At 49.2% G+C, this 26,039-nt stretch carries 19 protein-coding genes and 1 pseudogene; 8 read left to right on the top strand and 12 right to left on the bottom strand.

Features of this window, described 5'->3' with window-relative positions; translation table 11 throughout:
* Positions 1-29 precede the first annotated feature (29 nt).
* Positions 30-1,295: a DegT/DnrJ/EryC1/StrS family aminotransferase gene (locus AS151_RS06405; protein WP_071516221.1), complete on the bottom strand. Its 1,266-nt coding sequence runs from the start codon at positions 1,293-1,295 to the stop codon at positions 30-32.
* A gap of 120 nt (positions 1,296-1,415) precedes the next feature.
* Here AS151_RS06405 and uvrC point away from each other — a divergent pair, with 120 nt between their 5' ends.
* A complete protein-coding gene (gene uvrC, locus AS151_RS06400) occupies positions 1,416-3,314 on the top strand; it encodes an excinuclease ABC subunit UvrC (RefSeq protein ID WP_071516220.1) in 1,899 nt (632 codons plus the stop codon).
* On the opposite strand, the gene AS151_RS22750 is transcribed toward uvrC, so the two are convergent.
* Entirely contained in the window at positions 3,311-3,808 is a 498-nt protein-coding gene (locus AS151_RS22750) for an HlyD family secretion protein (RefSeq protein ID WP_084639437.1), read from the bottom strand. The genes uvrC and AS151_RS22750 overlap by 4 nt on opposite strands.
* Positions 3,809-3,815: 7 nt before the next feature.
* A pseudogene (locus AS151_RS22745) lies at positions 3,816-4,316 on the bottom strand (RNA methyltransferase substrate-binding domain-containing protein); the annotation flags it as partial.
* Positions 4,317-4,742: 426 nt separating this feature from the next.
* Between AS151_RS22745 and AS151_RS06385 the strand changes: the two are divergent.
* From AS151_RS06385 to AS151_RS06370, 4 genes are all read left to right on the top strand, one after another.
* Complete coding sequence (locus AS151_RS06385) at positions 4,743-6,152, top strand: glucosaminidase domain-containing protein (protein ID WP_071516217.1); 1,410 nt, start codon at positions 4,743-4,745, stop codon at positions 6,150-6,152.
* Positions 6,153-6,630: 478 nt separating this feature from the next.
* Complete coding sequence (larB, locus tag AS151_RS06380; protein WP_071516216.1) at positions 6,631-7,410, top strand: nickel pincer cofactor biosynthesis protein LarB; 780 nt, start codon at positions 6,631-6,633, stop codon at positions 7,408-7,410.
* 69 nt (positions 7,411-7,479) lie between these two features.
* The gene (locus AS151_RS06375) at positions 7,480-8,787 is read left to right on the top strand and encodes an FAD-binding oxidoreductase (RefSeq protein WP_071516215.1); all 1,308 of its coding nucleotides are present in this window, start codon (positions 7,480-7,482) and stop codon (positions 8,785-8,787) included.
* Between the two features lie 49 nt (positions 8,788-8,836).
* On the top strand, positions 8,837-10,237 hold the full coding sequence (locus AS151_RS06370) for a heterodisulfide reductase-related iron-sulfur binding cluster (RefSeq protein WP_084639435.1): 1,401 nt from the start codon (positions 8,837-8,839) through the stop codon (positions 10,235-10,237).
* Between the two features lie 83 nt (positions 10,238-10,320).
* Here the strand turns inward: AS151_RS06370 and AS151_RS06365 are convergent, their stop codons facing one another.
* From AS151_RS06365 to AS151_RS06350, 4 genes are all read right to left on the bottom strand, one after another.
* Positions 10,321-13,038 carry a PD-(D/E)XK nuclease family protein gene (locus AS151_RS06365; protein ID WP_139240537.1) on the bottom strand — a complete coding sequence of 906 codons (2,718 nt, stop codon included), beginning with the start codon at positions 13,036-13,038 and terminating at the stop codon, positions 10,321-10,323.
* 90 nt (positions 13,039-13,128) lie between these two features.
* Positions 13,129-13,995 carry a M48 family metallopeptidase gene (locus AS151_RS06360; protein WP_071516213.1) on the bottom strand — a complete coding sequence of 289 codons (867 nt, stop codon included), beginning with the start codon at positions 13,993-13,995 and terminating at the stop codon, positions 13,129-13,131.
* Between the two features lie 397 nt (positions 13,996-14,392).
* The gene (locus AS151_RS06355; protein WP_071516212.1) at positions 14,393-15,259 is read right to left on the bottom strand and encodes a hypothetical protein; all 867 of its coding nucleotides are present in this window, start codon (positions 15,257-15,259) and stop codon (positions 14,393-14,395) included.
* Positions 15,260-15,329: 70 nt separating this feature from the next.
* Positions 15,330-15,929, bottom strand: coding sequence for a DUF1517 domain-containing protein (locus AS151_RS06350; protein ID WP_071516211.1), 600 nt, complete (start codon positions 15,927-15,929; stop codon positions 15,330-15,332).
* Positions 15,930-16,063: 134 nt separating this feature from the next.
* Here AS151_RS06350 and AS151_RS06345 point away from each other — a divergent pair, with 134 nt between their 5' ends.
* Positions 16,064-16,669, top strand: coding sequence for a glutathione S-transferase N-terminal domain-containing protein (locus AS151_RS06345; protein WP_071516210.1), 606 nt, complete (start codon positions 16,064-16,066; stop codon positions 16,667-16,669).
* Between the two features lie 8 nt (positions 16,670-16,677).
* On the opposite strand, the gene AS151_RS06340 is transcribed toward AS151_RS06345, so the two are convergent.
* From AS151_RS06340 to AS151_RS06325, 3 genes are all read right to left on the bottom strand, one after another.
* Positions 16,678-19,581 carry a zinc-dependent metalloprotease gene (locus tag AS151_RS06340; RefSeq protein WP_071516209.1) on the bottom strand — a complete coding sequence of 968 codons (2,904 nt, stop codon included), beginning with the start codon at positions 19,579-19,581 and terminating at the stop codon, positions 16,678-16,680.
* Between the two features lie 123 nt (positions 19,582-19,704).
* Entirely contained in the window at positions 19,705-21,375 is a 1,671-nt protein-coding gene (locus AS151_RS06335; protein ID WP_071516208.1) for a hypothetical protein, read from the bottom strand.
* Between the two features lie 447 nt (positions 21,376-21,822).
* On the bottom strand, positions 21,823-22,629 hold the full coding sequence (locus tag AS151_RS06325) for a response regulator transcription factor (protein ID WP_071516206.1): 807 nt from the start codon (positions 22,627-22,629) through the stop codon (positions 21,823-21,825).
* A gap of 606 nt (positions 22,630-23,235) precedes the next feature.
* Here AS151_RS06325 and gcvPB point away from each other — a divergent pair.
* Positions 23,236-24,684, top strand: coding sequence for an aminomethyl-transferring glycine dehydrogenase subunit GcvPB (gene gcvPB, locus AS151_RS06315; protein ID WP_071516204.1), 1,449 nt, complete (start codon positions 23,236-23,238; stop codon positions 24,682-24,684).
* An 80-nt stretch (positions 24,685-24,764) separates the two neighbouring features.
* Positions 24,765-25,016, top strand: a complete 252-nt coding sequence (locus tag AS151_RS06310) for a DUF6761 family protein (protein WP_071516203.1) — start codon at positions 24,765-24,767, stop codon at positions 25,014-25,016.
* A 120-nt stretch (positions 25,017-25,136) separates the two neighbouring features.
* On the opposite strand, the gene grxD is transcribed toward AS151_RS06310, so the two are convergent.
* A complete protein-coding gene (gene grxD, locus AS151_RS06305; RefSeq protein ID WP_071516202.1) occupies positions 25,137-25,460 on the bottom strand; it encodes a Grx4 family monothiol glutaredoxin in 324 nt (107 codons plus the stop codon).
* A 237-nt stretch (positions 25,461-25,697) separates the two neighbouring features.
* Positions 25,698-25,958 (bottom strand): BolA family transcriptional regulator, encoded by a 261-nt coding sequence (locus AS151_RS06300; protein WP_071516201.1) that lies wholly within the window; start codon positions 25,956-25,958, stop codon positions 25,698-25,700.
* Between the last annotated feature and the right edge of the window lie 81 nt (positions 25,959-26,039).

Raw genomic sequence — 26,039 nt, 5'->3', positions numbered from 1 at the left:
ACTACTATCGGCTCTTGGTCTAGCCACTACTACGGGAACCTGGCTGTTCCCAAGCCCCGTCGCTTTAGCGCGGGGTCAGTGACGCAATCCTGCAAAGCACAAACCGTTTTTTTCTGCTGTGCGAAGGTCATTTCTGGGAAAATCGGCAAGGATAGAACACTTTTGGCTGTTGATTCGGCGACGGGGAAACAACCGGCTGTGTACCCCAAAGATTGATAGACCGGTTGTAAATGTAAAGGAATAGGATAATAAACCATGGTAGCGACACCGGCAGCTTGTAACTGCTGGCGAATGCGATCGCGAAATTCGCTACTATAGCTGGAACCATCCCAAACGCGAATAGTATATTGATTCCAAACGCCACATCCGTCAGACAATTCTTGAGGCAAAATCACCGCAGGTTGGTTGGCTGGCATAGCTTCCGACAGTTCCTTCCCCACCAACATGGTTTTGCCACAGCCATTTTGCAACAAATCCTGATAGTTGGCTTGTAACTCCCGCCGCCGCTGGTTCCAACTATCCAAATAGCGAAGTTTAATATTTAAAATCGCCGCTTGAATGGCATCCAGGCGGCTGTTGGTACCAGTCACTTCGTGGTAGTAGCGACAACGGCTGCCGTGTTCTTTCAACATGCGTACTTTAGCAGCGAGATTGGGGTTGTTGGCAACAATAGCACCACCATCGCCGCAAGCGCCTAAATTTTTGGTGGGGAAAAAACTAAAACAGCCAATATCGCCGATACTGCCGCATTTTTGTCCGCCCCAGGTAGCGCCAGTTGCTTGGGCACAATCTTCGATAACATATAAATTATAGGCCCTAGCGATCGCATTGATAGCGCTCATATCCGCCGGTTGTCCGAACAAATGCACTGGTAAAATAGCTTTGGTGCGATCGCGAATTGCCTTTTCAATCCATTGCGGATCCAAATTCAACGTACGCGGGTCAATATCCACAAAAACCGGCGTTGCGCCAACCATCGCAATCGCTTCTGCAGTCGCAATAAACGTAAACGGCGTCGTAATCACCTCATCACCAGGACCAATTTCCAACGCCTTTAACGCCAAAAACAGCGCATCCGTACCGGAATTGCAAGCCACACATGACGACACCTGGTGGTAAGCCGCAAATTGCGCCTCAAACTCGCTTACCGGCGTACCGCCAATGTAACGTCCCGATGCTAGCACCTCAGCCACGGCTTGGGCAGCTTCTGCCTTAATGGTTTCGTATTGCTGCGCCAAATCCAGAGGGGGAATCTTATCCACGCTTAAAACCCCAAATTCGGAAAAATTTGCCACTCCCTTCTAGAATATAATTTCTGTAGCCGATATGGGGAAACAATTCTGGACAGTTTTCACAACGCCTACGCCAACCCCGCGATAAACTAGAAAACGGAGAAACCAGATAGCGGCAAACTGATGAGGGGCACGCAAACAGAATTCTCTCCTTTAATCGAAGATAGGGAACGCTTGGAAAGCCGTTTGCGGGAAATTCCGCCAGTTCCCGGCGTGTATATCATGCGGGATGGGGAAAATCGCATTCTGTATATCGGCAAATCCAAAAAATTGCGATCGCGGGTCCGTTCCTATTTTAGCCCATCCCAACAATTAAGCGATCGCATCCAACTCATGGTGCGCCAAGTCGCCGACATAGAATTTATCGTCACCGACACCGAAGAAGAATCGCTGATTTTAGAAGCGAACCTAATCAAACAACACCAACCTTATTTTAACGTTTTATTAAAAGACGACAAAAAATATCCCTATTTGTGCATTACCTGGTCGGAAACTTACCCCCGCATTTTCGCCACCCGCAAGCGACGCCGGCAAAATCCCCAGGACCGCTATTACGGACCCTATGTAGACGCGCACCAACTCTACAGTACCCTAAACCTCTTAAAACGAATTTTTCCCCTGCGCCAGCGTCCCAAACCCCTATTTAAAGACCGTCCTTGCCTCAACTACGACATTGGCAGATGTCCTGGCGTATGCCAACAGTTAATTTCCCCATCGGAATATCGAGAAATCGTCCAACGGGTAGCGATGGTGTTCCAGGGGAGAACCGAAGAATTGGTTAACAGCCTGCAAAAACAGATGGAAACAGCAGCAGCAGCGCAAAATTTTGAAGTAGCGGCGCGGTTGCGGGACCAAATTCGCGGTTTGCAAAAATTAGGGGTAGACCGCAAGGTTACTTTACCAGACGACCGAGTTTCGCGGGATGCGATCGCGATTGCCAGCGACGACCAACGCGCCTGCATTCAATTATTCCAGTTTCGCGCCGGACAATTGGTAGGACGTTTGGGATTTTTGGCGAATGCCGGGGAAGCCGGGGAAATTTGTTCGCGGGTTTTATCGGAACACTATCGCGATGTGGATGCGGTGGAAATTCCCACGGAAATTGTGGTGGAAACAGATTTGCCAGACCGAGAAATGCTGGCGGCATGGTTGGGTAGCCGCAAAGGCAAGCAGGTATCGTTTGTGGTTCCCCAACGGCAAGTGAGAAATGGTGGGAACAATCGTGGGTCGGTTCTGGCGATGGTGAAACAAAATGCGGAATACGAACTGCAACGGCTGCAACGAATGAGCGATCGCAATACAGCCGCCTTGCAAGACGTAGCGGAAATCTTAGATTTACCCAAAGTTCCCCATCGCATTGAAGGATACGATATTTCTCACGTTCAGGGGTCGGATGCCGTAGCTTCGCGGGTGGTTTTCCTGGATGGATTGCCAGCCAACCAGCAATACCGCCACTATAAAATTAAAAATCCCAATGTACAAGGGGGTCATTCCGACGATTTTGCCAGTATGGCGGAAGTTATCCAACGGCGGTTTCGCCAGTATCGGGATATGGATGTGGAAATGTCGCATCCGGATGATTTTCCCGATTTGGTGTTAATTGACGGCGGCAAAGGTCAGCTATCGGCGGCGGTAGATGTTTTGCAGCAGATGAATTTACTGCAACACCTGCGCGTTGTGGGGTTGGCAAAGCAGCGGGAGGAAATCTTTTTGCCAGGGGAGTCGCTGCCGTTGGAAACAGATGCCGAACAACCGGGGGTACAGTTATTGCGACGTTTGCGGGATGAGGCGCATCGGTTTGCGGTGAGTTTCCATCGCAGCCGACGGGACAAACGTATGAAGCGATCGCTTTTAGAAGATATTCCCGGCTTAGGTTTCCAACGGCAGAAACAATTGTTGGCTCATTTTCGTTCGGTGGACTACATTCGCATAGCCACGCCGGAACAACTTGCAGAAGCGCCAGGCATTGGTCCCCATTTGGCGAAACAAATTTACGATTATTTTCATCCCGATGCTTCTTAACTTTCCGATGGATTTTGCTTGTCGTTCATGTTGCCGCTGGGGAACAGTCTGGCTGGCAGGAGACGGACCAATTCTTGACCCAATCGCTGGTATAGGAACATATCCTGGGAATGGATTTTGGCATAGCCGGTACCTCCGGGTCGCAGTCGGTCTTCTCCTTGGGGATTGTCTACGATGACCTGTACGGGGATGACTCGCTTTTTGGTTTCTTGGTCGGTGGTGACTTCTTTGCCGATGGCGTGAACTTCGGCGGGGTAGGGATCGAGTTTATCTTGTTTGGAACGGAAGCTAACGGATTTGCCTGCTTCCACAAATTGGATATCTTCTTGGCGAATTTTGACGTTGGCGACCAGTTGTTGGAGGTTGGCGATTGTCATCAAAGCGGTGGGTTGGGAAGCGTTGGGTTCGATTAAATCTCCTTCTCGCAAATCCAAGTTGCCGTCTGCTAAAACTGTACCAGTTATGGGAGCGCGTATGGTGAGGTACTGTTGCACAAACCGATGCGGAACGCCGTTGAGGAATCACCACACCTTGGGTTCGGAAAGCTTCGGCGGTGCGAATAATAGCGCCTAAATTGTGGGGATCGGTAATGCCGTCGGCAGCGATTAAGACTGGAAAATCCGTAGCGGCTTTGGCGGCAGCCACCAAGTCTTCTAAATCTTGATATTGGTAGGCAGCCATTTGCGCCACAATCCCTTGATGGTTTCCCCCTTGGCTGAGGCGGTTTAAATGTTGGGGATCGGTTTTTTGGATGACGGTTCCTTGTTGCTTGGCTTGTTGCAAAAGGGGTTGAAATCGAGAATCTTTTTGCAGGGAGGCGACCAACCAAATGCGATCGAGGGGTCTTCCCTGTTCCAAACAAGACAAAACGCTGTGGCGTCCAAACACAAGATCTTTTTGAGAACTTTCAGATGGTGCCGGTTCGGCAGATTTTTTGTGGTGGGATTGATGGGGGGGTTTGGCTTTTGATTTGGATGGGGAACGATGGGGTGAAGAAGCCATAGAAACATTGCCAAAATTGCAAACGACGCTTTCCGTTTTCCCAACTGCGAAGCGATATGCTGTTAGGTGGGAGAGTTGTTAAACATTTTATTATAGCGTACTTTCGCTCCAATTGGCTACCCCTGCAGCCAACCATGGCACGCCTCGCTCGGCTGGCACGGACACAAATCTCCCCAAGCAAGCTATAAATTCTTAAATTCTTAGCTATCTATATTTTTTAATAACCGAATTTTTAAAAAACGAAATTAGAATTTTATCTACAAAATAATTTGAAATATCATTAAGATTTCATTGCTTGTACATATCTGTTTTTTTTATGGTGGTATTTCCCAAAATTTCCTGACGAATGCGTTTTCCCACAGAAATACCCCCTGTAAGGCATCTTGAGCTTATACATTTTGAAAGATTATATTGAGGAAACAAACAATGGCAAAAATCGATATTGCACCGGGGGTTACTTATCTCGATCGAGACAGTTGGTCCGCCGACCCTAACTTTCCCCGTCGCGGTGATATTGTTCCCCGAAGCTATCGCGATCGCGTTTTCATTCACCACACCGTTATTGTTGACTCCGACCCATCGAAAAACTTGTGGGAAACAGAAAGCCATGTTATCAACCAAATGCAAAAATTACAAACCATTCGACCGGATTTGGGATACGATGTCCCTTATAACTTTGTGGTCTTTTTAATGAATACAAAAACCCCATCCATCTATGTATGTGAAGGTCGCGGAGAAGACCGTTCCGGAGCGCATACCAGGGGATTTAACGATCGCGCTATTGGTATTGCCTTGCAGGGAGACTTTGAAAACTACAACCTCGATCTCCACCCCTATACCGATTTAATCTCTCAGTTTTTGGGTTGGCTAAAATTTGACCCCAATGCTAGCAATTATGGCGGACCCTACGCACCACTATCCCATCTAGGAACTGTAACACCGAACCATAGCGATCGCGAAGTTTTTGCCCATCGAGATGTGGACGAAACCGACTGTCCTGGAGATGCCGCGCTCGCAGTTTTATCCCAACTACGCTTTATCAACCCAAACAAACAGTATACCAAAATTGATGCAGAAATCAACGGCAAAAAGTTTGCCGAAGCCGCCATTGTCGCCAACAAGCAACCCTATGTAAAACAAGACCTAGCAGTCAAAACGCTAGGATACGAACCAGACCAAAGCATTCCCCGAAAAAAACAAAATGACGTTGTTTACATTCGTGCCAATAGTCTGGTTTCGCTAAATGTTGGTGTTCACTTCCAACGCGATCGCAACACCGTTGTTATCAATTTTCCATCCCAATTCGAACGCATTCAAGGAACTGGAAAAGCCAGTGCCGCACAACTAACGAATTTTCTCAAAAATCATAACTCCGGACAATTTGTCGATCGCTTTCCCCACATCGCTGAGGTATATGTAGAAGAAGCAGAAAAAGAAGGAATCAATCACGATATTGCCTTCTGTCAAATGTGTCTGGAAACCGGTTATTTAGCCTTTCATGGTATAGTAGAAGCCAGCCAAAACAATTTTGCTGGATTGGGAGCTATTAACGAGAACAAACAAGGTGCTTCCTTCCCCGATACCAAGACTGGTGTAAAAGCTCATATCCAGCATCTGAAAGCTTACGCAACCACCGAACCAATTAACAATCCACCCATTGTCGATCCGCGATTTGACCTGGTTCAACCTCGTGGTTCTGCAGCAACAATTGATGACCTTGCCGGAAAATGGACCCCATCCGAAGATTACAGTTCTAAAATTACAGCAATTTTGCGGGATTTGTATCAAAGCTTTGATATTTCCACCATCCCCAACCATGAAAATTTGCAAGCTTAGGAAAATTTTCCAGCGCCAGCGATCGCTCATCCCCCCCCTACAGGGTTTCCCAATTTCTAGATATATTCCGTTTATATTTGATGTGAAATTGCTATATAGCGTTTTCACTTGGCGTGTATATGATGCAATTGGTAGGGGCGGTTCGCGAACCGCCCCTACAGGGTTTCCAAATTTCTAGATATATTCCGTTTATATTTGATGTGAAATTGCTATATAAAACCAAATCCGTACTGAGAAAACCCGATAAATTCCCCAGGCTAAGGCTACAACTTCTGGTGGTTTTCCCCTCCTCCCCCTCTTCTATCTCAAATATGATTTACACACATCGGATTTGGTATGAATCATATTCGGGCAGACTACCGTAATTTGGATCCACGGGAACCCTCGTAACAGCCACCAAATTTCATTTTCACCATCGAAAAAAAATGCTATAAAACAACATACAAATCCTGCCCTCTACCAACCTCTCCATTTCCCTATGCAGCAAAACGAATCTATCAGAAACCTTTTAGAAAATGTAGCAGCAGGCAACATACCCCCGGAACAAGCCCAAGAACAGCTAAAATTTCTCAACGTGCAAGCTGTAGGAGATTTCGCGCAGATTGACAACCACCGCAGCCTGCGCACCGGATTTCCAGAAGTGGTCTACGGCGCTGGGAAACCCCCCGCACAAATTGTAGAAATTATGCTGGCAATGCGGCAGAAATCTCCCCTGGTGATGGCAACCAGAATCTCGCCAGAAGTGTATCGGCAAATTCAACCCAAAATTCCGGAACTGCATTACTACGAAACTGCTCGCATTTGTTCCATTCCTTGCTATCCCAGCCCCAAACCCGGGAAAATTGCTGTTTTGTGTGCGGGTACTTCTGATTTGCCTGTAGCGGAAGAAGCAGCGGTGACGGCAGAATTATGCGGTTTTTCCGTACGGCGTTTTACGGATGTTGGCGTTGCTGGTATCCATCGCTTGCTCAACCACCGAAAAGCGATCGCTTCTGTAGATGTTTTAATTGTGGTAGCTGGTATGGAAGGGGCTTTGCCCAGCGTAGTAGCTGGTTTGGCGGATTCTCCCGTGATTGCTGTTCCCACCAGTATCGGTTATGGTGCTAGTTTTAACGGTTTGGCACCTTTGCTGACCATGCTGAACTCCTGTGCCCCCGGGATTGGCGTGGTCAACATCGACAACGGCTTTGGGGCAGCGATTCTGGCTGGGCAAATTTTGCGCACGGCAGTTGGTTTGCGGGATAGGGAGCCATCTTAGGAGTAAGTCTCAGTGCTTGCTTGGTTCCCCCCCGCGTTTGTTTTTGCAGTAGTTCAAAATAAATAAGCAATGGTTGTCAACAGTTTAGAAACAATTGTAGATGCGGCGGATATTGTCGCTTTTGAACAGTTGCCCCAACAGCGCCAGCAAAAGATAAAAAAGGCGCTCTCACCTAGGGCATCTTTGCCGGAATGTATGGTTGTTCCCCAAACGCCGGAAGCTTTGGCGGAAGTGGTTGCCCTGGCTTATAAAAATGGCTGGGGCATCTTACCCACCGGCAACAGCAGCAAAATTGATTGGGGAGGCTTGGCATCCGGTGTCAAACTAATTGTTAGCACCGAGCGTTTGTGCGGCGTGGTGGAACATGCGGCGGGTGATTTAACGCTGACAGCGGCTGCGGGAACGCCTTTTGCGGAAGTGCAGGCGACGATGGCGGCAGAAAATCAGTTTTTGGCGCTGGATCCAACCTACCGCGATCGCGCTACCCTAGGAGGTATGGTAGCCACCGCAGATTCGGGATTTTTACGACAGCGGTATGGCGGTGTGCGCGACCAGTTGATTGGCATTTCCTTTGTGCGTTCCGATGGCGTTTTTGCCAAAGCGGGAGGGCGCGTCGTCAAAAATGTTGCCGGCTACGACATGATGAAATTATTTACCGGCTCTTACGGCACCTTAGGAATTTTAACCCAAGTGACATTTCGCGCTTATCCCATGCCACCGGCAGCTACCACAGTTGTGATTAGCGGCGATGTCTCCCAAATCGCGGAAGCTGGCAAAATGCTGTTGGCTTCAACGCTTACTCCAACGGCTTTGGAATACGTATCTGCCAGTGCAATGGCTCAATTAGACATGGGAAATGAGATGGGATTGTGGGTGCGGTTTCAAAGCACACCAGAAAGCGTGGAAGAACAGGCTAAAAATACCGTTAAAATCCTGGAAAATGTAAGTATAAATGCCCAAATTTATGGGGATGCTAATGAAAGCGATTTATGGAAAAGATTGTCAACTTTTATGGAATCACCGTCCCCAGGATGGGAAATTCTCGGCAAAATAGGAGTAAAACCTACATCAGCGGTGGCTTGTCTCGACCAAATTCCAAAAGGCGCGATCGCTTGTATGCGGGGTCGCAGCGGTTTGGGAAGAATTCGTTTTCCCTACCAAGAGGGGCAGCCAACCAGCGATGAAATTAAACGTTTGCGAGCTTTTTGCGAAACCGAACGCGGTTTTCTGACCATTTTAGAAGCTCCTCCAGCACTCAAAAACCAAATCGATGTTTGGGGCTATTCGGGAAACGCCTTTTCCTGGATGGAGAAAATTAAAAATCAATTTGACGATCGCAAAATTCTCAATCCCTATCGTTTTGTCGGTGGCATTTAGAAAATTTTGGTTCTAGAAAACTTTTCACACTTTTCAAATAGGATTTCATATGACACAATCGGAAAATCCCCAAACCAGACCAGCCAAATTAGAGGATATCCAAACAGAAGAATCTCCAGAAATTCCCACCCACGAAGCCCCCTTACAATTTCCTACCTTTGACAGCAAAAATCCCCCCCAGCAAGATATCATCGATACCTGCGTGCATTGCGGGTTTTGTTTGGCTACCTGCCCCAGCTATCGCGTCATCGGCAAAGAAATGGATTCTCCCCGGGGGCGTATTTATTTGATGGATGCCATCAACAAAGAAGATGTGCCTCTAGAACCCGCTACCACCCAGCATTTTGACACCTGTTTGGGTTGCCTTGCCTGTGTCACTACCTGCCCTTCCGGGGTGGCTTACGATCGCTTAATTGCTGCCACTAGACCCCAAGTAGAGCGTAACGTAGAACGTTCTTGGCGCGATCGCTTCATTCGGGGGTTGATTTTCTCCCTATTTCCCTACCCCCGCCGGCTGCGTTGGCTGCTAGCCCCCTTATTTTTATATCAAAAACTGGGATTGCAAAAACTAGTGCGCGCCACCGGTTTGCTACCCAAAATCTTCCCCCGCCTGGGTGCCATGGAATCCATTCTGCCGCAACTAACGCCAGATGCCTTTCGCGACAATTTCCCCACGGTGATTCCCGCCCAAGGAGAAAAACGCTATCGGGTTGGTGTTATTCTAGGATGCGTGCAGCGTTTGTTTTTCCATCCCGTCAACGAAGCCACCGTGCGGGTGCTAACTGCCAACGGTTGCGAGGTTGTAATTCCGCCAAGTCAAGGCTGTTGTGCGGCATTGCCCGCCCACCAAGGTCAAGAAGCCCAAGCCCAAAGCCTTGCCCGTCAGTTGATTGATTCTTTTGCAGGCATGGATTTGGATGCTGTTATTATCAATGCTGCCGGTTGCGGGCATACATTGAAAGAATACGGTCATATTTTGGAAGACGACCCAGAATATCGGGAAAAAGCTGCCAATTTTGCCGCCAAAGTGCGCGACGTGCAGGAATTTTTGGCAGAAGTAGGCATGACGGCGGATTTGCATCCCGTCAGCGACCAAGAATTGCCCATTGTTTTTCAAGATGCCTGTCACCTACTACACGGGCAACAAATTAGCCTGCAACCCCGGCAAGTTTTGCAACAAATTCCCAATATCCGTTTGCGCGAACCTGTGGATGCGGCACTGTGTTGCGGCAGTGCGGGGGTTTACAATATGTTGCAGCCGCAAGTAGCAGATGAGTTGGGCGAACAGAAGGTAGAGAATTTGTTCGATACGGGGGCAGAGTTAATTGTTTCGCCCAATCCCGGTTGTTCGTTGCAAATTCAAAAACACATGCGCCTGCAAGGGAAGGAAATGCCGTTGATGCATCCGATGGAATTATTGGATTTATCCATTCGCGGGCAAAAGTTGTAGAAAGGTTTTCCAATTCAGTTGGAAATGCCCCTCATTTTTTATCCGCAACTGTAGGGGCAACCCCCCGTGGTTGCCCCCCCAATTCATGTCTCTTCCGTTTTCCTCGCCAAACGATTGCCCCGACGGCATACCAAATCAAACGAACATTGCTCGCAGGCTTCTTGCTTTCTATCGGGGTTGACGGGATAGTATCCAGCTTGCAAATAATACTTGACTTTTTCAGCAAAATGTGCTATGTCCTCTTGCGCTGTTGCCTTTTTCGTTTTGTTGAAAATTTTGCCTTTGGTCAAAGAATAGTAAACAGTTGCTGCGACTGGCTGGTTGGGAAACAAACTTGGGGCAGCTACCTGGGCGTAGAGGGGTAATTGAATGTCAATTTTTAGTTGCCCTTGTTGGTCTTTGATGCCTTTGGGAGGGTTAGATGCGGTTTTATAATCGACAATGCGCAAGCCGTCTTTGGTAGAATCTATGCGATCGATATAACCGGTAATTTGCAAGTCATGCCAGGTGCCCTCAAAACGTTTTTCCGTATCTTGAATGGTGGCACCCGGTGGGAGAAAGTCAGTTTGGGAAATAGCGTGGCGCAATGTATTCAAATGTTCTTGACGCCTGGCTTGCCAACCTTCCACTGCGGCAATTTCTGCGGCGATTTTTTCGTCTTTTTCGGCTTCATCGAAGGCGGTTTCTAAGGTCGTTTCTAGGGTTTCCTTTTCAATTTCGCTCAATACTCGTTGGGCAAATTTTTCTAAGACTTTGTGATATAGTTTGCCTTTCAAAGAATAGCTTAACTCGGTATCGGCTTCTGTTAGTTCTTCCAGTTTCAACAGGCGGCTGGCAAACCACTGGAAGGGGCAATGACCGATTTGCGTGAGTTGGGAGGCGCTGAATTTTCGTCGGTTGGGGTCGATGGAAATTTGGATGGCACCGTCGTATTCGTTGTAAGGGGCGGTGCTTTCTCGCTGTTTTTCTACTTCCCAGGCGTGTTGGATGGTGGGTAAAATGCGATCGCGTTTGGATAGTTTTTGAACAAGCTGCTGGTTTTGCAAAGCGATGCGACGGGCGGTTTCCCAACTTGCGATCGCGAGGGGAGGCGGTTCGCTGGGTGATATTTCTAAAGATTCTAAATAGGGGCTGGGGTCGTAGTTTTCTTGAGAGATAAGCTTGGGATAGGAAAACGTGAGGCTTTCGGTGGCGGTTCCCAATAAATTATAAAAGGCAAAAGCTTCCTGGCGGGCATATTGGGGAGCAGTGTTGATGGGAATTCCTTGTTGGCGCAACCATTTGCGATCGCAAAAATCCAACATGGGGTCGTCTTGAATGGGTTGAGGAAGCAGGCGCGAAGCCATTCCCACCACAAAAATATGTTGGTATTGGGCACCAAATAGGGAAATGGGATTGTGCAATGCCACGCCGCCGCGACCTGGTTGGGCGGGAACTGTGGTTAAATTAAGAGTAGCGATCGCTTCTTCAATAAATTCCGCACGGGAAACCACAATATTTTCCCGACGTTTTTGCAACAGGGCTAATGCCTCCTTCCATTGATAAAAAGCAACGATTTCCCGCGCCCAACGGGCAGCCCTTTGTCGAATTTGCCAATCGGTTAAAATCTGCTGCAATCGGGAAACCCAATTTTCATAGGTATCCCGTTCGTTGGTTGCCAACAAAGATAAATCGACACCGGCTTTTTGCCATTGGGAAATCCCTTGGGGATGGAATTGACGCACTTGTTGCCATTCATCCGGCGACAAACGCCCGGCGAGGGGATGGCGCAACACCCTCGCCGTCAGTTCGAAGGGAAAATCCTGGTCAATAGCTTGCAGCAAATCCTGCATCCAAGCCCCCAATCTAGTTTCCGATAGAGGAACAGCATACAACGCCCGCACGGGAACTTGGTATTCTGTAGCAATATCGAGGATGGTATCTCCGTAAAAAGCATCATTGCGGGCAACAATCGCAATATCGCGTGCCAAAACCCCCCGACGCAGCAGGCTTTTAACTTTGCCCATAATGCCGCGAACTTCAGCTTCTAGATGGGGATAGGCATAACAAGGCACTTCCGCCGGTGGGGAACTGTTGCCTAAAAATTTTTCCTGCAAGCGAGTGCCTAGGTTAGGTGTAGCAGATGTGGCGGGTTCGCTTTCAACTTGCCAACCTTGTTGTTGTAACTGCGCCAAGGCATCTCGATTGTCGGCAAACCAATCTGCATCGCCGCTAGGCAAGACCAAAATGCTACCATCGCCGGCTATGGCATCGACAAACGCCAATTGGTCGGGAGTTAAATAAAAATATCCGTAAATAAATAAGGGCGTTTCGCCAAACGCCCCGACGTGGAAAGTTTGATTTTCCTGCTGACAAGCCTGCCAAAACTGTTCCGCTTGGTCTACCCAACCATTGGCATGTAGCTGTTGTTGGTAGGCGGGAACCAAAGACACACAGGAAGGCATATCCACCGCGTTGGTTTCAAAAGCTTGCCCTGAATCAAGTTGAAGGTCACCCCCGGAACGCAGCAAGTCTCTAACGGTGGGCATCATTGCCCGGGCAGTTCCCGGTATATCGCTGCAATTGTATACTTGTTCGATAGCCAAACACAGCGCCTGATGGGCGATTAAAGGAGGTGCGATCGCTTTTCCGACGCGAGACAAACGTTTTTGGGCGAGACGTTCCAACGTATAGTAGGGTTGGTAGGGCAGTCTCACCGTTTTGGCAGCTTGCGGTGTTGCAGCCACCAGCTGCAATTGATGCGTTTGTATCTGTTGGCGATACCAATCTGGTGAGTAGGTAGCAGTGCAAACGGTGCGCATGGCGATGGAATGATAGGAAGAAGGGGAATAGGGGGAAGAGATAGGGTTGGTTTTCCCTATGTTCCTATACCCCAATTTTATATCCTACCATTACATAAGGGAATTTAAACGGGACTGATAGGTATTGCGATTGGTACCATAGCCGTTTTTCGCTGTTTGTGGGTCGAGCATGCTTTTAAGCCGTTCGATGCGTTTTTCCGTATCGGGATGGGTGCTGAGGAATTCGGGGATAGAAGCCCCGCCGGTTAGTTTTTCAAAGAATTGAATCATTTCCCACTGGGCATATCCAGCGCGACCGAGGGTTTCCACACCCAAACGGTCGGCTTCGTATTCGTGTTCGCGGCTTCTGGGGCGACGTAGGGCAAATTCGGCACCCAGCTGCACGGCAGTGCTGTGGTCAATCCCCGAGGCGGTGATAATGCCCCGTTGAATGGCAGCGTTGCTCATTTGTTTGAGAGCGTGTTTTTCGGCGATATGCCCGATTTCGTGAGCGATGACACTAGCTAATTGGGCTTCGTTGTCGGCTTCGCGGATTAAGCCAGTGTGCACGTAGACATAACCACCCATGGTGGCAAAGGCGTTCACGCTATCGTCTTCGACTACTTGGAAGGTGTAGGGGATATCGGAGCGATCGCTTTTTTTCGCTAGTCTTTGCCCGATATTGTTCACGTATCGAGTTAGCCTCTCGTTATCAGAGATAGCCAAATTTTCTTCTTCAATAAGATATTCATTGATATCTTTGCCCAGTTCCACTTCTTTTTCCGGGGACATATTAGAAAGTTGAATCCCTTGAATGACTTGAACGCCCCCGCGCAGCAAATCACCCAAGGAAAAGGCTTGTACTTCAGCAGTGGAACCGAGTACCAAACTACTAGCCGTGGCTACCGATAAAACCGGCAACAACCAACGACGTCGGGTTGGGGATTTATAGAATTGAATGGAGAAAGGATGAGACATGATAACTTTGGTGAGTGCAGAACGAACAATATAATTTTCTCAGAACCAATCCCATGGCTCTGCATTTTTCTATTTGTTTCTATATTAACCGACGTGATTCCGGGAAAAATGTTGCTGTTCGGTCGGGTTTCCGTATGGTAGTATCGGGGCGTCGGAGCATCGGAGCATCGGAGCATCGGGGCATCGGAGCATCGGGGCATCGGAGCATCGGAGCATCGGGGCATCGGAGCATCGGGGCATCGGGGCATCGGGGCATCGGAGCATCGGGGCATCGGAGAAAACAACCAATTATATCTCCCAAGCTCCCAAGCTCCCAAGCTCCCACGCTCCCACGCCCCCACGCTCCCATGCTCCCACGCTCGGTACGCCCCCACGCTCGGTACGCTCGGTACGCTCCCTAACGACGGCGGCGACTGCCACCGGAACGACGGGAAGAACCGCTGCTACCAAAGCCTCGCCGAGAACTGGGTTTGCGGATGTTTTCTCGGGAAGAACCGCCAGAGCGTCGCAGGGTGTTGCCACCGTAGCCGGAACCTGTACCTCTGGAACCAGTGGAACGATTGGTACGGGTGGTGCTGCTCGGGGAGCCAATACGACCGGTGGTTCGCAGGTTGGCTTGACGATTTTTGACGGCAGCTGGGGGTTCTTTATGTTGCTGGCGGTAGCTTTGTACGGCACTGCGATAGGTATCCCCAGAACCGCCATATCCGGTCATAACGGAACCTGGTTGGTACGGTGGTGGTACGTAGTAGCTGGGGGAAAATAGCATGCTGCCTATGGCTTGACCGGCTAAAGCTCCGGCAAATGGTGCCCAAAAGTTAGATTCCCGACGTACAACAACGGTTTCTTGCTGCCCGGTTTGTGGGTCGTTGCGGGTTTCGGTTACGGCGTGAACGTACTCAATGCGAAAGTCTGGGGTTAAGTGCAAGGAAACTTCGTTTCCCTCTACTTTTAAATAAGAACTTTTGCCTTGGTTGCGTTCTTCTTCAGTTAAGGCTGCCATTTTTAGGTCGCTGGTGCGAACCATGGGGGGAGAAGCGTTGAGCAAAAATATGGTATATTCGCCGGTGGCATCGTCGTAAGATGCCTGTTGGACTGGATATTCGCCATTTTGCAGTTGGGTGGGGGCGCTACTGCGGTTGGCAACGGGGGTACCGCTTTTCATTTCGCTTTGAGAAGGGCTGCCGCCGCAAGCACTCATTGTACTGCTGAGCAGTACGACCATGAGTAAAGCGATGGTTTGACGAAAGGTTGTGGTTAACATAGGCTTTGATTATATTTCACCAGGATAGCAACAATTTTTATGCTGGAATTGGACAATGAAATGGAACGATTTATAAGGGAATTAGTTCTGGAAAATTGCTGAGAACTTGTTCTTCGGTAAGTTCTTCACCAAAACGTGCTGGGGAGAAATGAACTTGAATGGCACGCAGTCTTTCTTGGTGGTGCAGGGTAATTAGGGTTTTTAGACCTTCTTGCAAGGCTTCCCAGTCGGCTAAATCTGTTTCTAGTTCGGGGGTTTCCCCAGTTGCAGCTACAGTTATCATAACGACGAGGTTATGAGTAGCTGGCAGGGAAAGGGGTTCTCCGCTATCTGGCGGTTCGGATAGGGGGGCACTCAGATATCTTTGGGCGGAATCGGTGAAAAGTTCTTCCACGTAGTCGCCGGCTTCTTCTTCCCGCCAAAAAACATCCCCTTCGTTGGCAGCGGCGCGCCAGTAAACTTGATTTTGGATTAAGGTTTGGCAGATGTCTGTCAATCCTTTCCCCAAAACTTCTATATCTCCTTCCGCGTCTACGGCTTCTTGGGCGGCACGGTTGAGAACTCCTAGTATGGGGGCTACTTCTGCCCCCGCTAAATGGATGAAAATGCGACAGACGACGAAACGAGTACGTCCTTGCCATTGGTTCATGCGATCGCGCCAAGTTCCCACCGACAGTTCCTCCAAACTAGGCTGATTGTCTACCTTCTAGCATAACCTGTAGATGGCTCGTTGGGATTGCTATTTTTCCCCATGGGCTGTTTGAATAGAAAGTAGGCGTTTTTCAACTGAATGGTTAAATAGTTATGATTGAGCTGTACACGTTCTCAACTCCCAACGGTCGCAAAGCCTCCATTATGCTGGAGGAAGTGGGATTATCCTACAATGTCCACAAAGTCGATCTCACCCAAGGAGAACAGAAAAAACCAGAATATTTAGCTATCAATCCCAACGGCAAAATTCCGGCGATTGTAGACCAAGACGCTGACCTAACCATATTTGAATCCGGTGCCATTTTGATGTATTTGGCGGAAAAAACGGGGAAATTTCTGCCGGCAGATACCAAATCCCGCTACCAAGTCATTGAATGGCTCATGTTCCAAATGGGTGGTGTGGGTCCAATGTTTGGGCAACTTGCCCATTTTAAGCGTTTTGCCCAGGAAAATATTCCCTACGCCATCGAACGCTACGAAAAAGAAGCATCGCGCCTGTGCGGGGTTTTAGACAAACAACTCAGCGATCGCGATTATATTTGCGGTGAGTATTCCATTGCTGATATGAGTACCTATCCCTGGATTGCCATTTGCGAACGGTTGGGCGTATCCATGGAAGAATACCCCAACCTCAAACGCTGGCTAGAAACCATCCAACAACGACCTGCCGTACAACGGGGGATGGAAGTTCCCAGCTAATCTGGCTTTTACCGCGATCGCGAATTCGGGTTCAACACCTCCTCAATGCGATCGCGGGTATCTTGCAAATGCGCCTTGGTCGCCAAATTCATCTCATCATCTCGTTTGCGCAAAGCTCGGTCAATGTTCTTTTGTAATTGCTTCAAGTGATGCCTAGCCAGAACGTTAGCTTGTTCTGGCGCTCCCAGAGTAAACAAAGAAGCCATAAAGTCTCGCAAGGAAGTCAAACTCCCAAGTGTGGCATCCTGGGAAACGAGATTGGTCAGCATTTGCAAATATTGGCGTTGCAATCCCTGGCGCAAGGTAGAAATTTCCAAAGCATCCGACTCTTGATTTTCCAGTTCCGACCAAATATCGGCTTGCAAGCTAGCAAACAATTCCGCCATGGTCAAAACATCCTTGTCGCCGCTTTTCATTTCAACATCCCGCATGCGTTCCAGGCGTTCGGCAGATAGTAAATCGCCTAAAATCAAGGATTGGTAAAACAATACTTGGTCGTAAAGTGGATAATCCAACCGCCGCATATTGGGTCGGCTACCCCAGTGAGACCAGCGAGCCGGAGCTAACTTGTTTAACAAGTCTGGGGAGAACTGGAAGTTATCGGCAGCAAAGACTGTTTCCAACAAGTTATCCAACGCTTGCTCTTGTTTGGCCGCAGGAATGGTAGCAAAAGGCAACTGTTGCTGGTTGTCGGGATGGTAGCGGTGAAATGTTTGTCCGCCGATGTAGCGGGTTAGGGTGTATGCTTGGCGGAAATACTGGCGTAAACTGGTTTGAAAGCGATCGCGCAGCTTGCTGTAACTGTCTCCAGAACCACCAGAGCCACCTTTTTGCCAGCGTTCCCAAATTTTTTGCACGTTCTTCATTTGCGTACGCGCGTAGGCTAGGGGATCGCTGCTCAGATCCCACATATTCATGTATGGATATACCGGATCGAAGACATCGTGGTCGCTGGCATAAGCCAACTCGTCATTGTTGGCGCGATCGGCAATTTTTTCCAGTTCGTCTTGTTCCCCTTGAGGGGTCATGGCATCAATGGGTTTGTAGCCGTATTCAATGGCCCATTCGTCGTAAGGACCGACCACCACGGGGAAATAATCGCCCTGCTGTTCTTTTTCCGGAGCAATGTTGGGCGGGAAATAATCCATAATCGACCCCACCATGCCGCGATCGCGGGTAATTTCTTGATTATTTAACTCTTCCGGAGAGAGCATGGTACTGCCGTGGAAGTTATGCCGTAGACCCAACGTATGCCCCACTTCGTGAGCCACCAACGACTGCAAGAATTGATGGATAAAAGTTTCCATCTCTTCGCTGCTGGGCATAACCCCTCGCAAATAATTCAAAGACAAAGCCCCAAAAGCAGCTTCTTGGGCAATGCTCCGATGAAAACAAGATTTTCCGCCGTGTTGGTGTTGGCGACTGTTGGCAAACATTTGCAAGAACTGTTTTTGCTGTGGGGAAATGTTTTCTGGCAGCCGGTTTTGCAAAGCTTCCATTTGGCGATCGCTCACACCCATTCGCCGGAAGCTACACAATAAAGAAGAAAACCCAGTTTCGTTCAACCCGCTTGCGTCGCCATCCGTACCGGAGCGATCCAAAAAACTGCTATAGTAATTTTTCAAGCTGCGAATCGCACCGGCATCTAGAATTACATCAGCATCCAGAATTTGTCCGGTGATGGGATTCACCCGGGAAGGACCAATTCCGTAAGCCATGGGATAGAAAGAATTGGACCAGCGGATGGTATTGTAGCGGATGTCAGCGGGGTCCCACTCAGCATCGTCTGGCATTTGCCTTACTTCAATGGCATTGCGAAAGCCTGCTTGCTCAAATGCTCGGTTCCACATCAAAACGCCTTGGCGGATGGCATCGCGATATTTTTCAGGAACCGTATTTTCAATCCAAAATACAATGGGTTCCTGGGGTGGAGAAATGGCAGCATTGGGATTTTTCTTTTCCAAGTGCCAGCGTTGGATGTAACGAACGAAGGGATCTTTCCCCTCATGAGAGAGATTTTGATGGGCAGAAATAAAATAACCCACCCGGTTATCAGCCAGTCGGGGTTGGTAACCGTTTGTCGGCAGTTTGGAAAAGCTGGAATGTACTCGCAAGCTAAAACCGCGGCTGTCGGGCAAGGCATCGAAGGAGAAAAAGGGGCTAGCCACACCACCAAGGTGATGTACTGACTCTAGTTCTAGATTGAGGGGAAAGGCTTTTACCGTATCTAGATAGGCATTGGGAGTTGTCGGCGTGTTGGCAGCTTCACCTCCGCCAGACATAAATCCAATAAGGGAACCCAAACCGGAAAGAGAACCTAGCAAACTGCTGTCGATTTCAATTAAGACAGAATCTCGTTCTGGATGGATGCTTTTGATGGGTAAGGTTTGAATGATGGAATCGCTAAACGATCGCGCCACCGAACGCCGCTGTGGGTCGCCGGGTTGGGCGCGAAAATAATGGTTGGGAACGACCAGTTGAATTTGCTTGCGGTGGCGGCGAAACTGAAATATGGTATCTTCTAAGGGCCAGCCCCTGTAAATCCCCCAATCGCCGATTCCGGAAGCTAAGGTGCCTGCGTACAGGAAGTTTTGGTTGAGTTGTTCGGGTTGAATTTCTAAGTAGGTTTGCCCCGTTTCCCGATCGCGATACAGGGTAAAGATGCCTTTCAATACTTCTTTGTCTTCCACAATCTCTGCAAAGGGTTTTAGGGGGGATTCTTCCTGCGACTCCGCCTCTGCTTCCCGTTCCTTCTCTTCTGTAGAGCTGCTTTGTGCTTCGGTTGCTGCGTCTGTAGCTACCAAAAAGTTGTTGTCAGTGGCAACTGCGGGTAGCGATAGTAACGGCGTTCCTACTGCCGTAGCGATCGCGCTGGTTGCCAACCATAGAGAAAACGATATGGATTTTTTCATATGAAATTCCTGAAGCAAAAATAATTTTTCTCTCGACCTTTACCCTAAAATAATTCTCCCCAAAAACCAACTTATGCAGGTATCTTTTCAGGAATGCTCCAGGGGATGGCTGCGCGATCGCGTTTACGTAGTACCTTCAAACCGAAAAACCGGATGGGGGCGCAACGTAGGCAAACCCGCATCGTCCGGGTCAATGGCGCGCACCACAAACAATCCCATGATATCCTTAGGCTGTGGCTGCCCCCGGGAAGCCCCAGTCAACCCCATGGCAATAGCTACGCTGCAAATGCCGTTGGTTTCTTGGCAGCGGCGGTCCCAATTTTGCTTGGCTTGTCGGTGTCTGCGATCGCTTTGTGCGTATTCTCCAAATAAATGGAAGCGATTATCTTCCGTCTGCAAAATCCCCAACTGATATTCTTCTTGTTCCCAGAGAACTTCTCCTTTTTGAAAACATACCCCTCGCAACCCACCTGCCGCTTGGATTTGTTCGATCGCCTCTTTGGCTTTGGGTCGGGTGGTCTGAATTAACACCACCGGTAAATCCTGACCGCTGCAATCGATTTGTTCCTGGTTGTGAAATTTTTTCGTATTTTGCAACTGCTCGATCCATTCCTGGGGAACATCCCCCAAACTGACCAGGGATTTCTCGGGAATTAGATCGTCAGCCACCATGGGCACATTCTCCGGAAACAACCCCATTTCCTCTTCCGCCGCCGCCTCAAACGCCATATCTTGCAGCTCTTCTGCCAGTTGAGGCAGGGTCGATACTTTCACCGAAACCGTTTTAGGTTTTCCGGAAGTGTCTGCTTCTTTTTGGGGCAGTTGCAGGCGGTATTTGCTGGATAGATCCGCCATTTCGTCAACGCTTAAATGCCGGTAGTGGGCTTGGCAAAAACGGGAAAAGGCTTCCAATGCTACCCAAACTGCGATCGCTTCCTCTTCGTATAAAAAAGAACGCAATCCTTCTAAAGGGTGTAAATTGCCGAAAGTAGCTTGAATTTCCGAAAATGGTCGATCTCCGAGGTCGCCATCGTCGTCTTCTGAGGTGCCTTCATCTTCTTCCTGGCTTTCGTAGGTTAAAAACCAGCAATCCTGTTCTAAAAACGCTTCCTCCAACTGAGGCATTTCCCGCTCGCTGTGGCTGAGGATTTTGCGGCGAAACTGCTTGATAGAATCTAAAGAACGGTACAAAACCACCCCATAGTCCAACCCAGCCATGCCTAAAATGCAAGCGTATAGGGTTTCAACGCCCCATTTGTTCATTTCAATGGCTAAAATCTGGTGGTCGGCTAAAATTTCCCAGGGTGCCAGTTCCCACAGTTCCCCAGCTTTTTCTTCCAAAGCTTCTAAGTACTCGGGGGAGACTTTCGGGGGAATATTTTCCAACGCCTCCGAAAAACTGCGGAAAATTTCATCGATGAGGGGCAAATTCGGCACGTACTCAACGGCAATATCCAGTTCTTGCAACACCCGGCGCAAGAAAAAATGCAGTTCCCGGTCTTTGACCACTACTTTTTGCGGTCGTGTAGGCGACACTGGACTTTGTGGGGATTCAATTGCCTGGATGAGAGAGCGAACCACCGCTTCATGACCCACCTCCGGAGCAACCATTTCCATCGAGCGCACCACCCCTTGAGCGCCGTCTACCCAAAGAATGCAGTCTCCTCCCACGGCGTCGCCGCGCGACGAACCGTAGGACTGGGCGGATATATAGCGACGGTCACCTTCCCACACATTCGGCGATTGGGGAAGTTGTTGCAGACGGCGACGTGTGGTGTCGGTAAGCAGTGTCATAAACCAAATTCGTACAATAGAACGCCAAAATGAATTGTATCTGTGGATAGGGTGCCCAAAAATTTACACCACAGCTACTTTTGGCGAAGGGAAAACCGCATTGCTGGTCTGCTTGCAGCAGCAACCTTTACTATTCATTAATAGCATTTTATTGGGCAAAAGTACGTGCTTTCCAAAGAATTTTGACAAAGGCTGGCACCGACTGCAAGAGGCAGCAAACGGAAAAGGGGAAAAATTTGGTTTTTCTTAGGGTTTGGTCTGGTGGTGGGAACGGAGTGGGAGTGGGACACTCGCTAATATTTCCCTGGGCAGAACCTGGGGGAGTGAAATGGGCATCTGGTTTGAGCTGGCCCGTGCTTGCTGAAGTTTCTTCAAAAAACACTCAAACCATGGTTGCTACTGATTGTAGGCACCCGGTTTCGCCAGCGATCGCGCCACCGCTGGAGCTTAGGCTTCCTTAGAGGTGGCAACGGGGATAGCAGAGGCGGACTGGCGGTTGTTGGTTTTGCGTTTGCGGTTGTTGGTGTAGGTGGGGGGTCGTTGGGAAGGGGGATGGGTTTGTCCGTTTTCCAACGCTTCCACGTTAAAGCGATAGCCGACGTTACGTACGGTTTGGATGAGATGGGGTTGGCGGGGGTCAGTTTCCATTTTTTTGCGTAGGGATAGAATGTGGGTGTCGATGGTGCGGGGATTGTCGATGGCTTCCGGCCAGGCTTTTTTTAACAATTCCGTCCGGCTGAGGGGCAGTCCGTTGGCTGAGGCCAGCACGTAGAGCAGGCTAAATTCTTGGGGGGTGAGATCGATGGGCTGCTGCTGAAAGTAAACCCGTCGTTGGATGGGGTTAATTTGCAAATCTCCCAGCTCCAAACTAGTGGGCGGGCGCACCACACGGTAGCGGCGCAACAGAGCTTCCACGCGCGCCATAAACTCTTGCATGCCAAAGGGTTTGCTAATGTAATCGTCGGCACCCGCTTGCAGTCCGGCGACCACATCTGTTTCCGCATTGCGCGCTGAGAGCATTAAAATCAGCGATCGCTGCTGCTGTTGCAACCAACTACAAAATTCCAACCCATCGCCATCGGGAAGGTCCGAGTCCAAAATCACCAGAGTAGGCTGGCGCTGCTCGAAGACTTGCCGGCCTTGGCGTAGGGAGTTGGATTGATAAACCACGTAGCCAAGTTGCTGCAAGTGCCATCCCAAAAGCGATCGCAAGTGAGGGTTGCCCTCGACAATTTGAATACCAATAGCCGTCACGTAAGCCTCCTAGGAACGCTTGAGGTTGCCTGCATGGAAAGAAACGGAAACTGGAGTTTGTCAGAGCACCACAGCCCCGCAACTACAGCCTTGCTTGGAAAATCGACTGCCAGTTTTTTTCTTGATGCAGAAAATTCCCTGGCGTCGGTCAAAAAAACACCTAGCTGGTACTGGATAAGCATATTTTAGCTGTTGCCGGGAGAACCAATCGGTTTGATGCCCTCCTGGTGTCGCCGCTGGAACGACGCTGAGGAGCCGCGCTACCAACCTATTGATGGCTCTCTTTGCAGTTTCCAAACCATCCAGCACCAGCGGGTGTTTTTCATTCCTTGCATCGTTTGAAAGTAAGCGTAGCAAAGCTTTCGGTCAAGATTTTGTAACCTGTGCTACGCGCAGTTCGGATTTCTCCAATTGTGTGGAAAAAATATGAAAACTGGGAACGCTGTCAATAGGAAAGTTGGGCGTACTTGAGCGAACTCTGTGGCGCAATTGAATAGGGAATTTTGGTGGCCGACAGGATTTTCCATTCATCCAGCCCGTTTCCCAGTCTATGAACTTGCCGTTACAATAATATAGAGTTTTCTGCTGTCTCGTGGAATAGACTACATGCCAGAAACATCCATTTACGAAAAGAGTACCTCTAATTTTGCCAACCAGTACGTTCCCACCGATGGCGACGGCGAGGTCACCCAGTGGCTGCCAGAGCATTTGGTAGCGGACACACCACCAGCTTTGCCCCAGGTCAGCGAACGGGAAGTCATCAAGCACTACACCCGCCTGTCCCAGGAAAATTTTTCCATTGACACCGGTTTCTATCCTTTGGGCTCTTGTACCATGAAATACAATCCCAAGGTTAACGATTGGGCGGCAATGCTGCCTGGAATGGCACAGTTGCACCCCTACCAACCGGAAGAAACCGTCCAGGGAGCGTTGCAGGTGATGCACGAGCTTTCCGAGGCTTTGTGCGATTTAACCGGCATGACCGAAACCACCCTGCAGCCAGCAGCGGGGGCCCACGGAGAGTTAACGGGAATTCTCACGATTCGGGCTTATCATGCTGCCAACGGCGAAGACCAGCAGCGGCGCGTGGTTTTGGTTCCCGATTCTGCCCACGGTACCAACCCAGCGACAGCAACCATGGCTGGGTACAAGGTGAAAGAAATTCCTGCCAATGAAAATGGTTTGGTGGATTTGCAGCAATTGCGGGAGATGGTTGATGAAAGCACCGCCGCTTTGATGCTGACCAATCCCAATACCATCGGACTGTTTGAGGAGGATATTTTAGAGATTGCTGATGTGGTCCACCAAGTGGGCGGTCAGCTATACTACGATGGTGCCAATCTCAATGCGATCGCGGGTTTGGCCCGTCCTGGGGATATGGGCTTTGACGTGATCCACATGAACTTGCACAAAACCTTCTCCACCCCCCACGGAGGAGGCGGTCCGGGTTGCGGGCCCGTCGCCGCCAAAGAACACTTAGTTCCGTTTTTACCAAAACCTCGGGTGGTTAAAGAAAGCGATCGCTACCACCTCAAACACGATTATCCCCAATCCATCGGTCGCATTAAAGGGTTTTGGGGCAACTTTGGGGTGATGGTCCGTGCTTATACCTACATCACCACTTTGGGCATTGATGGTCTGCGGCAATCCAGTCAGGATGCCATTCTCAATGCCAATTATTTGCGACACCTCATTCGCGAAGCATTTCCAGCTTCCCACCTCGACCGTCCCTGCATGCACGAATTTGTGGTATCGGGGTCGGCTGTGAAAAAAATGGGCAGTTCCGCCTATGGTGTAGCCAAGCGTTTGCTCGACTACGGGTTCCACGCGCCTACCATTTACTGGCCTGCCATTGTGCCAGAAGCGCTGATGATCGAACCCACCGAAACCGAAACCAAAGAAACCTTGAGCCAATTTGCTGCCGCTCTCAAACAAATTTCTAAAGAAGTATCAGAAGATGCGGAATTTGTCAACCACTCGCCCCACAATTTACCGGTAGGTCGGGTGGACGAAGTAAAAGCTGCCCGCCATCCCGAACTGACCTGGTCTTCCTAGAATAGGTGGGCAAGGCGTTTGGTGGAAATTTTTGTCGTTTCCAACGTCTGTTGTTTTGTACGCTATCGAGAGGTTGGTCTATGCTTGACGATCCCCAAACCATTCGCCATTACCAGCGACTTACAGATGCCCTCTCGGATTTCCAAAGCCGAGGCTATCGGTACGATGAACTGCGCATGTATCTCAACGGCTACATGGCAGCTTTGCGCAATGCCTATGCCCTCGACAGCTATTTAGTGAATCGTTTGGAAGAACAAGCGAATCGCTTTCTTCTAGATATGGTTGCTGGGAATGCCCCCGAAGTGCAACCAGAACCAGAGAGAGGCTATTAATTCGTACAACCACCAAGTAGGTATATAAAAACGAAGGAGGAAAAAAGCGCAATTGCCTGCTGGGGCGCTTCTTTTCCTCCTTTTTCTATTGGATTTCTCTAGGTGATTTGTGGGTGGTCGTTACGAGGCCAGGGCCACTTCTAAAGTTTGAGCTAGTTCGCCGCTTTGGTACAGCTCAATCATGATATCGGAACCGCCCAAAAATTCCCCGTTGACGTATACTTGGGGGATGGTAGGCCAGTTAGAATATTCCTTAATGCCTTGACGGATATCCCAATCTTCCAGAACATCAACGGTTTCGTAGGGAACACCCATGGCATTGAGGATTTGAACCACGTTGTTGGAGAAACCGCATTGGGGCATGAGTTTGTTGCCCTTCATGAAAACCATGATTTTGTTGCTGTTGATGGCGTTTTCAATACGTTCTTTCACTTCAGGTGTCATAAGCCTTCCACTAAAATTGCAATAGGTGTGCAAAAAATCGAAATCAAAATCAAAAGCGTTGTAGAGCCATTGAATGCTACTACCCGCCGTTTTTAAGGAAACTACACGTTGTGTAATAGCAGCCCAAGTTGGCTGTCAAGCGAATTTCCCTTGATGGGAAATTTTGGCCTTGCTAGCGATCGCTCTAAGCAATGCCAAAAGATTCTATTTGTATATACTCTAACGCTGTTCGTTGGATTATGCAGTTTGCGTTACCTGCGACCAACGTTCGGGCGTATAGGTTTTCAGAGCCAGCGCGTGGATAGCCTCGGTAGACATGGCTTGTTGTAAAGCTTTATAAACCATTTGGTGCTGTTTGACCAAGCCTTTGCCCTCAAACTCCGAAGAAACCACGGTAACCTGGTAGTGGTCGCCACCTCCGGTTAGGTCTTGTACCTGGATTTGCGCATCGGGAATCTCCGATGAAATCATTTCCTTAACTTGTTCGGGGGTAACCATGGATTCTCCTTACAAAAAGTTACAGCACTCTCATCTTATCTTGAGTAGTGTAGCGGCGATCGCTTGTACTGTCCAAATTGA

The sequence above is a fragment of the Geitlerinema sp. PCC 9228 genome, from assembly GCF_001870905.1.
Lineage (GTDB): Bacteria > Cyanobacteriota > Cyanobacteriia > Cyanobacteriales > PCC-9228 > PCC-9228.
The sequence above is the reverse complement of the archived record's forward strand: the minus strand, read 5'-3'. Positions and strand labels throughout refer to the sequence as shown.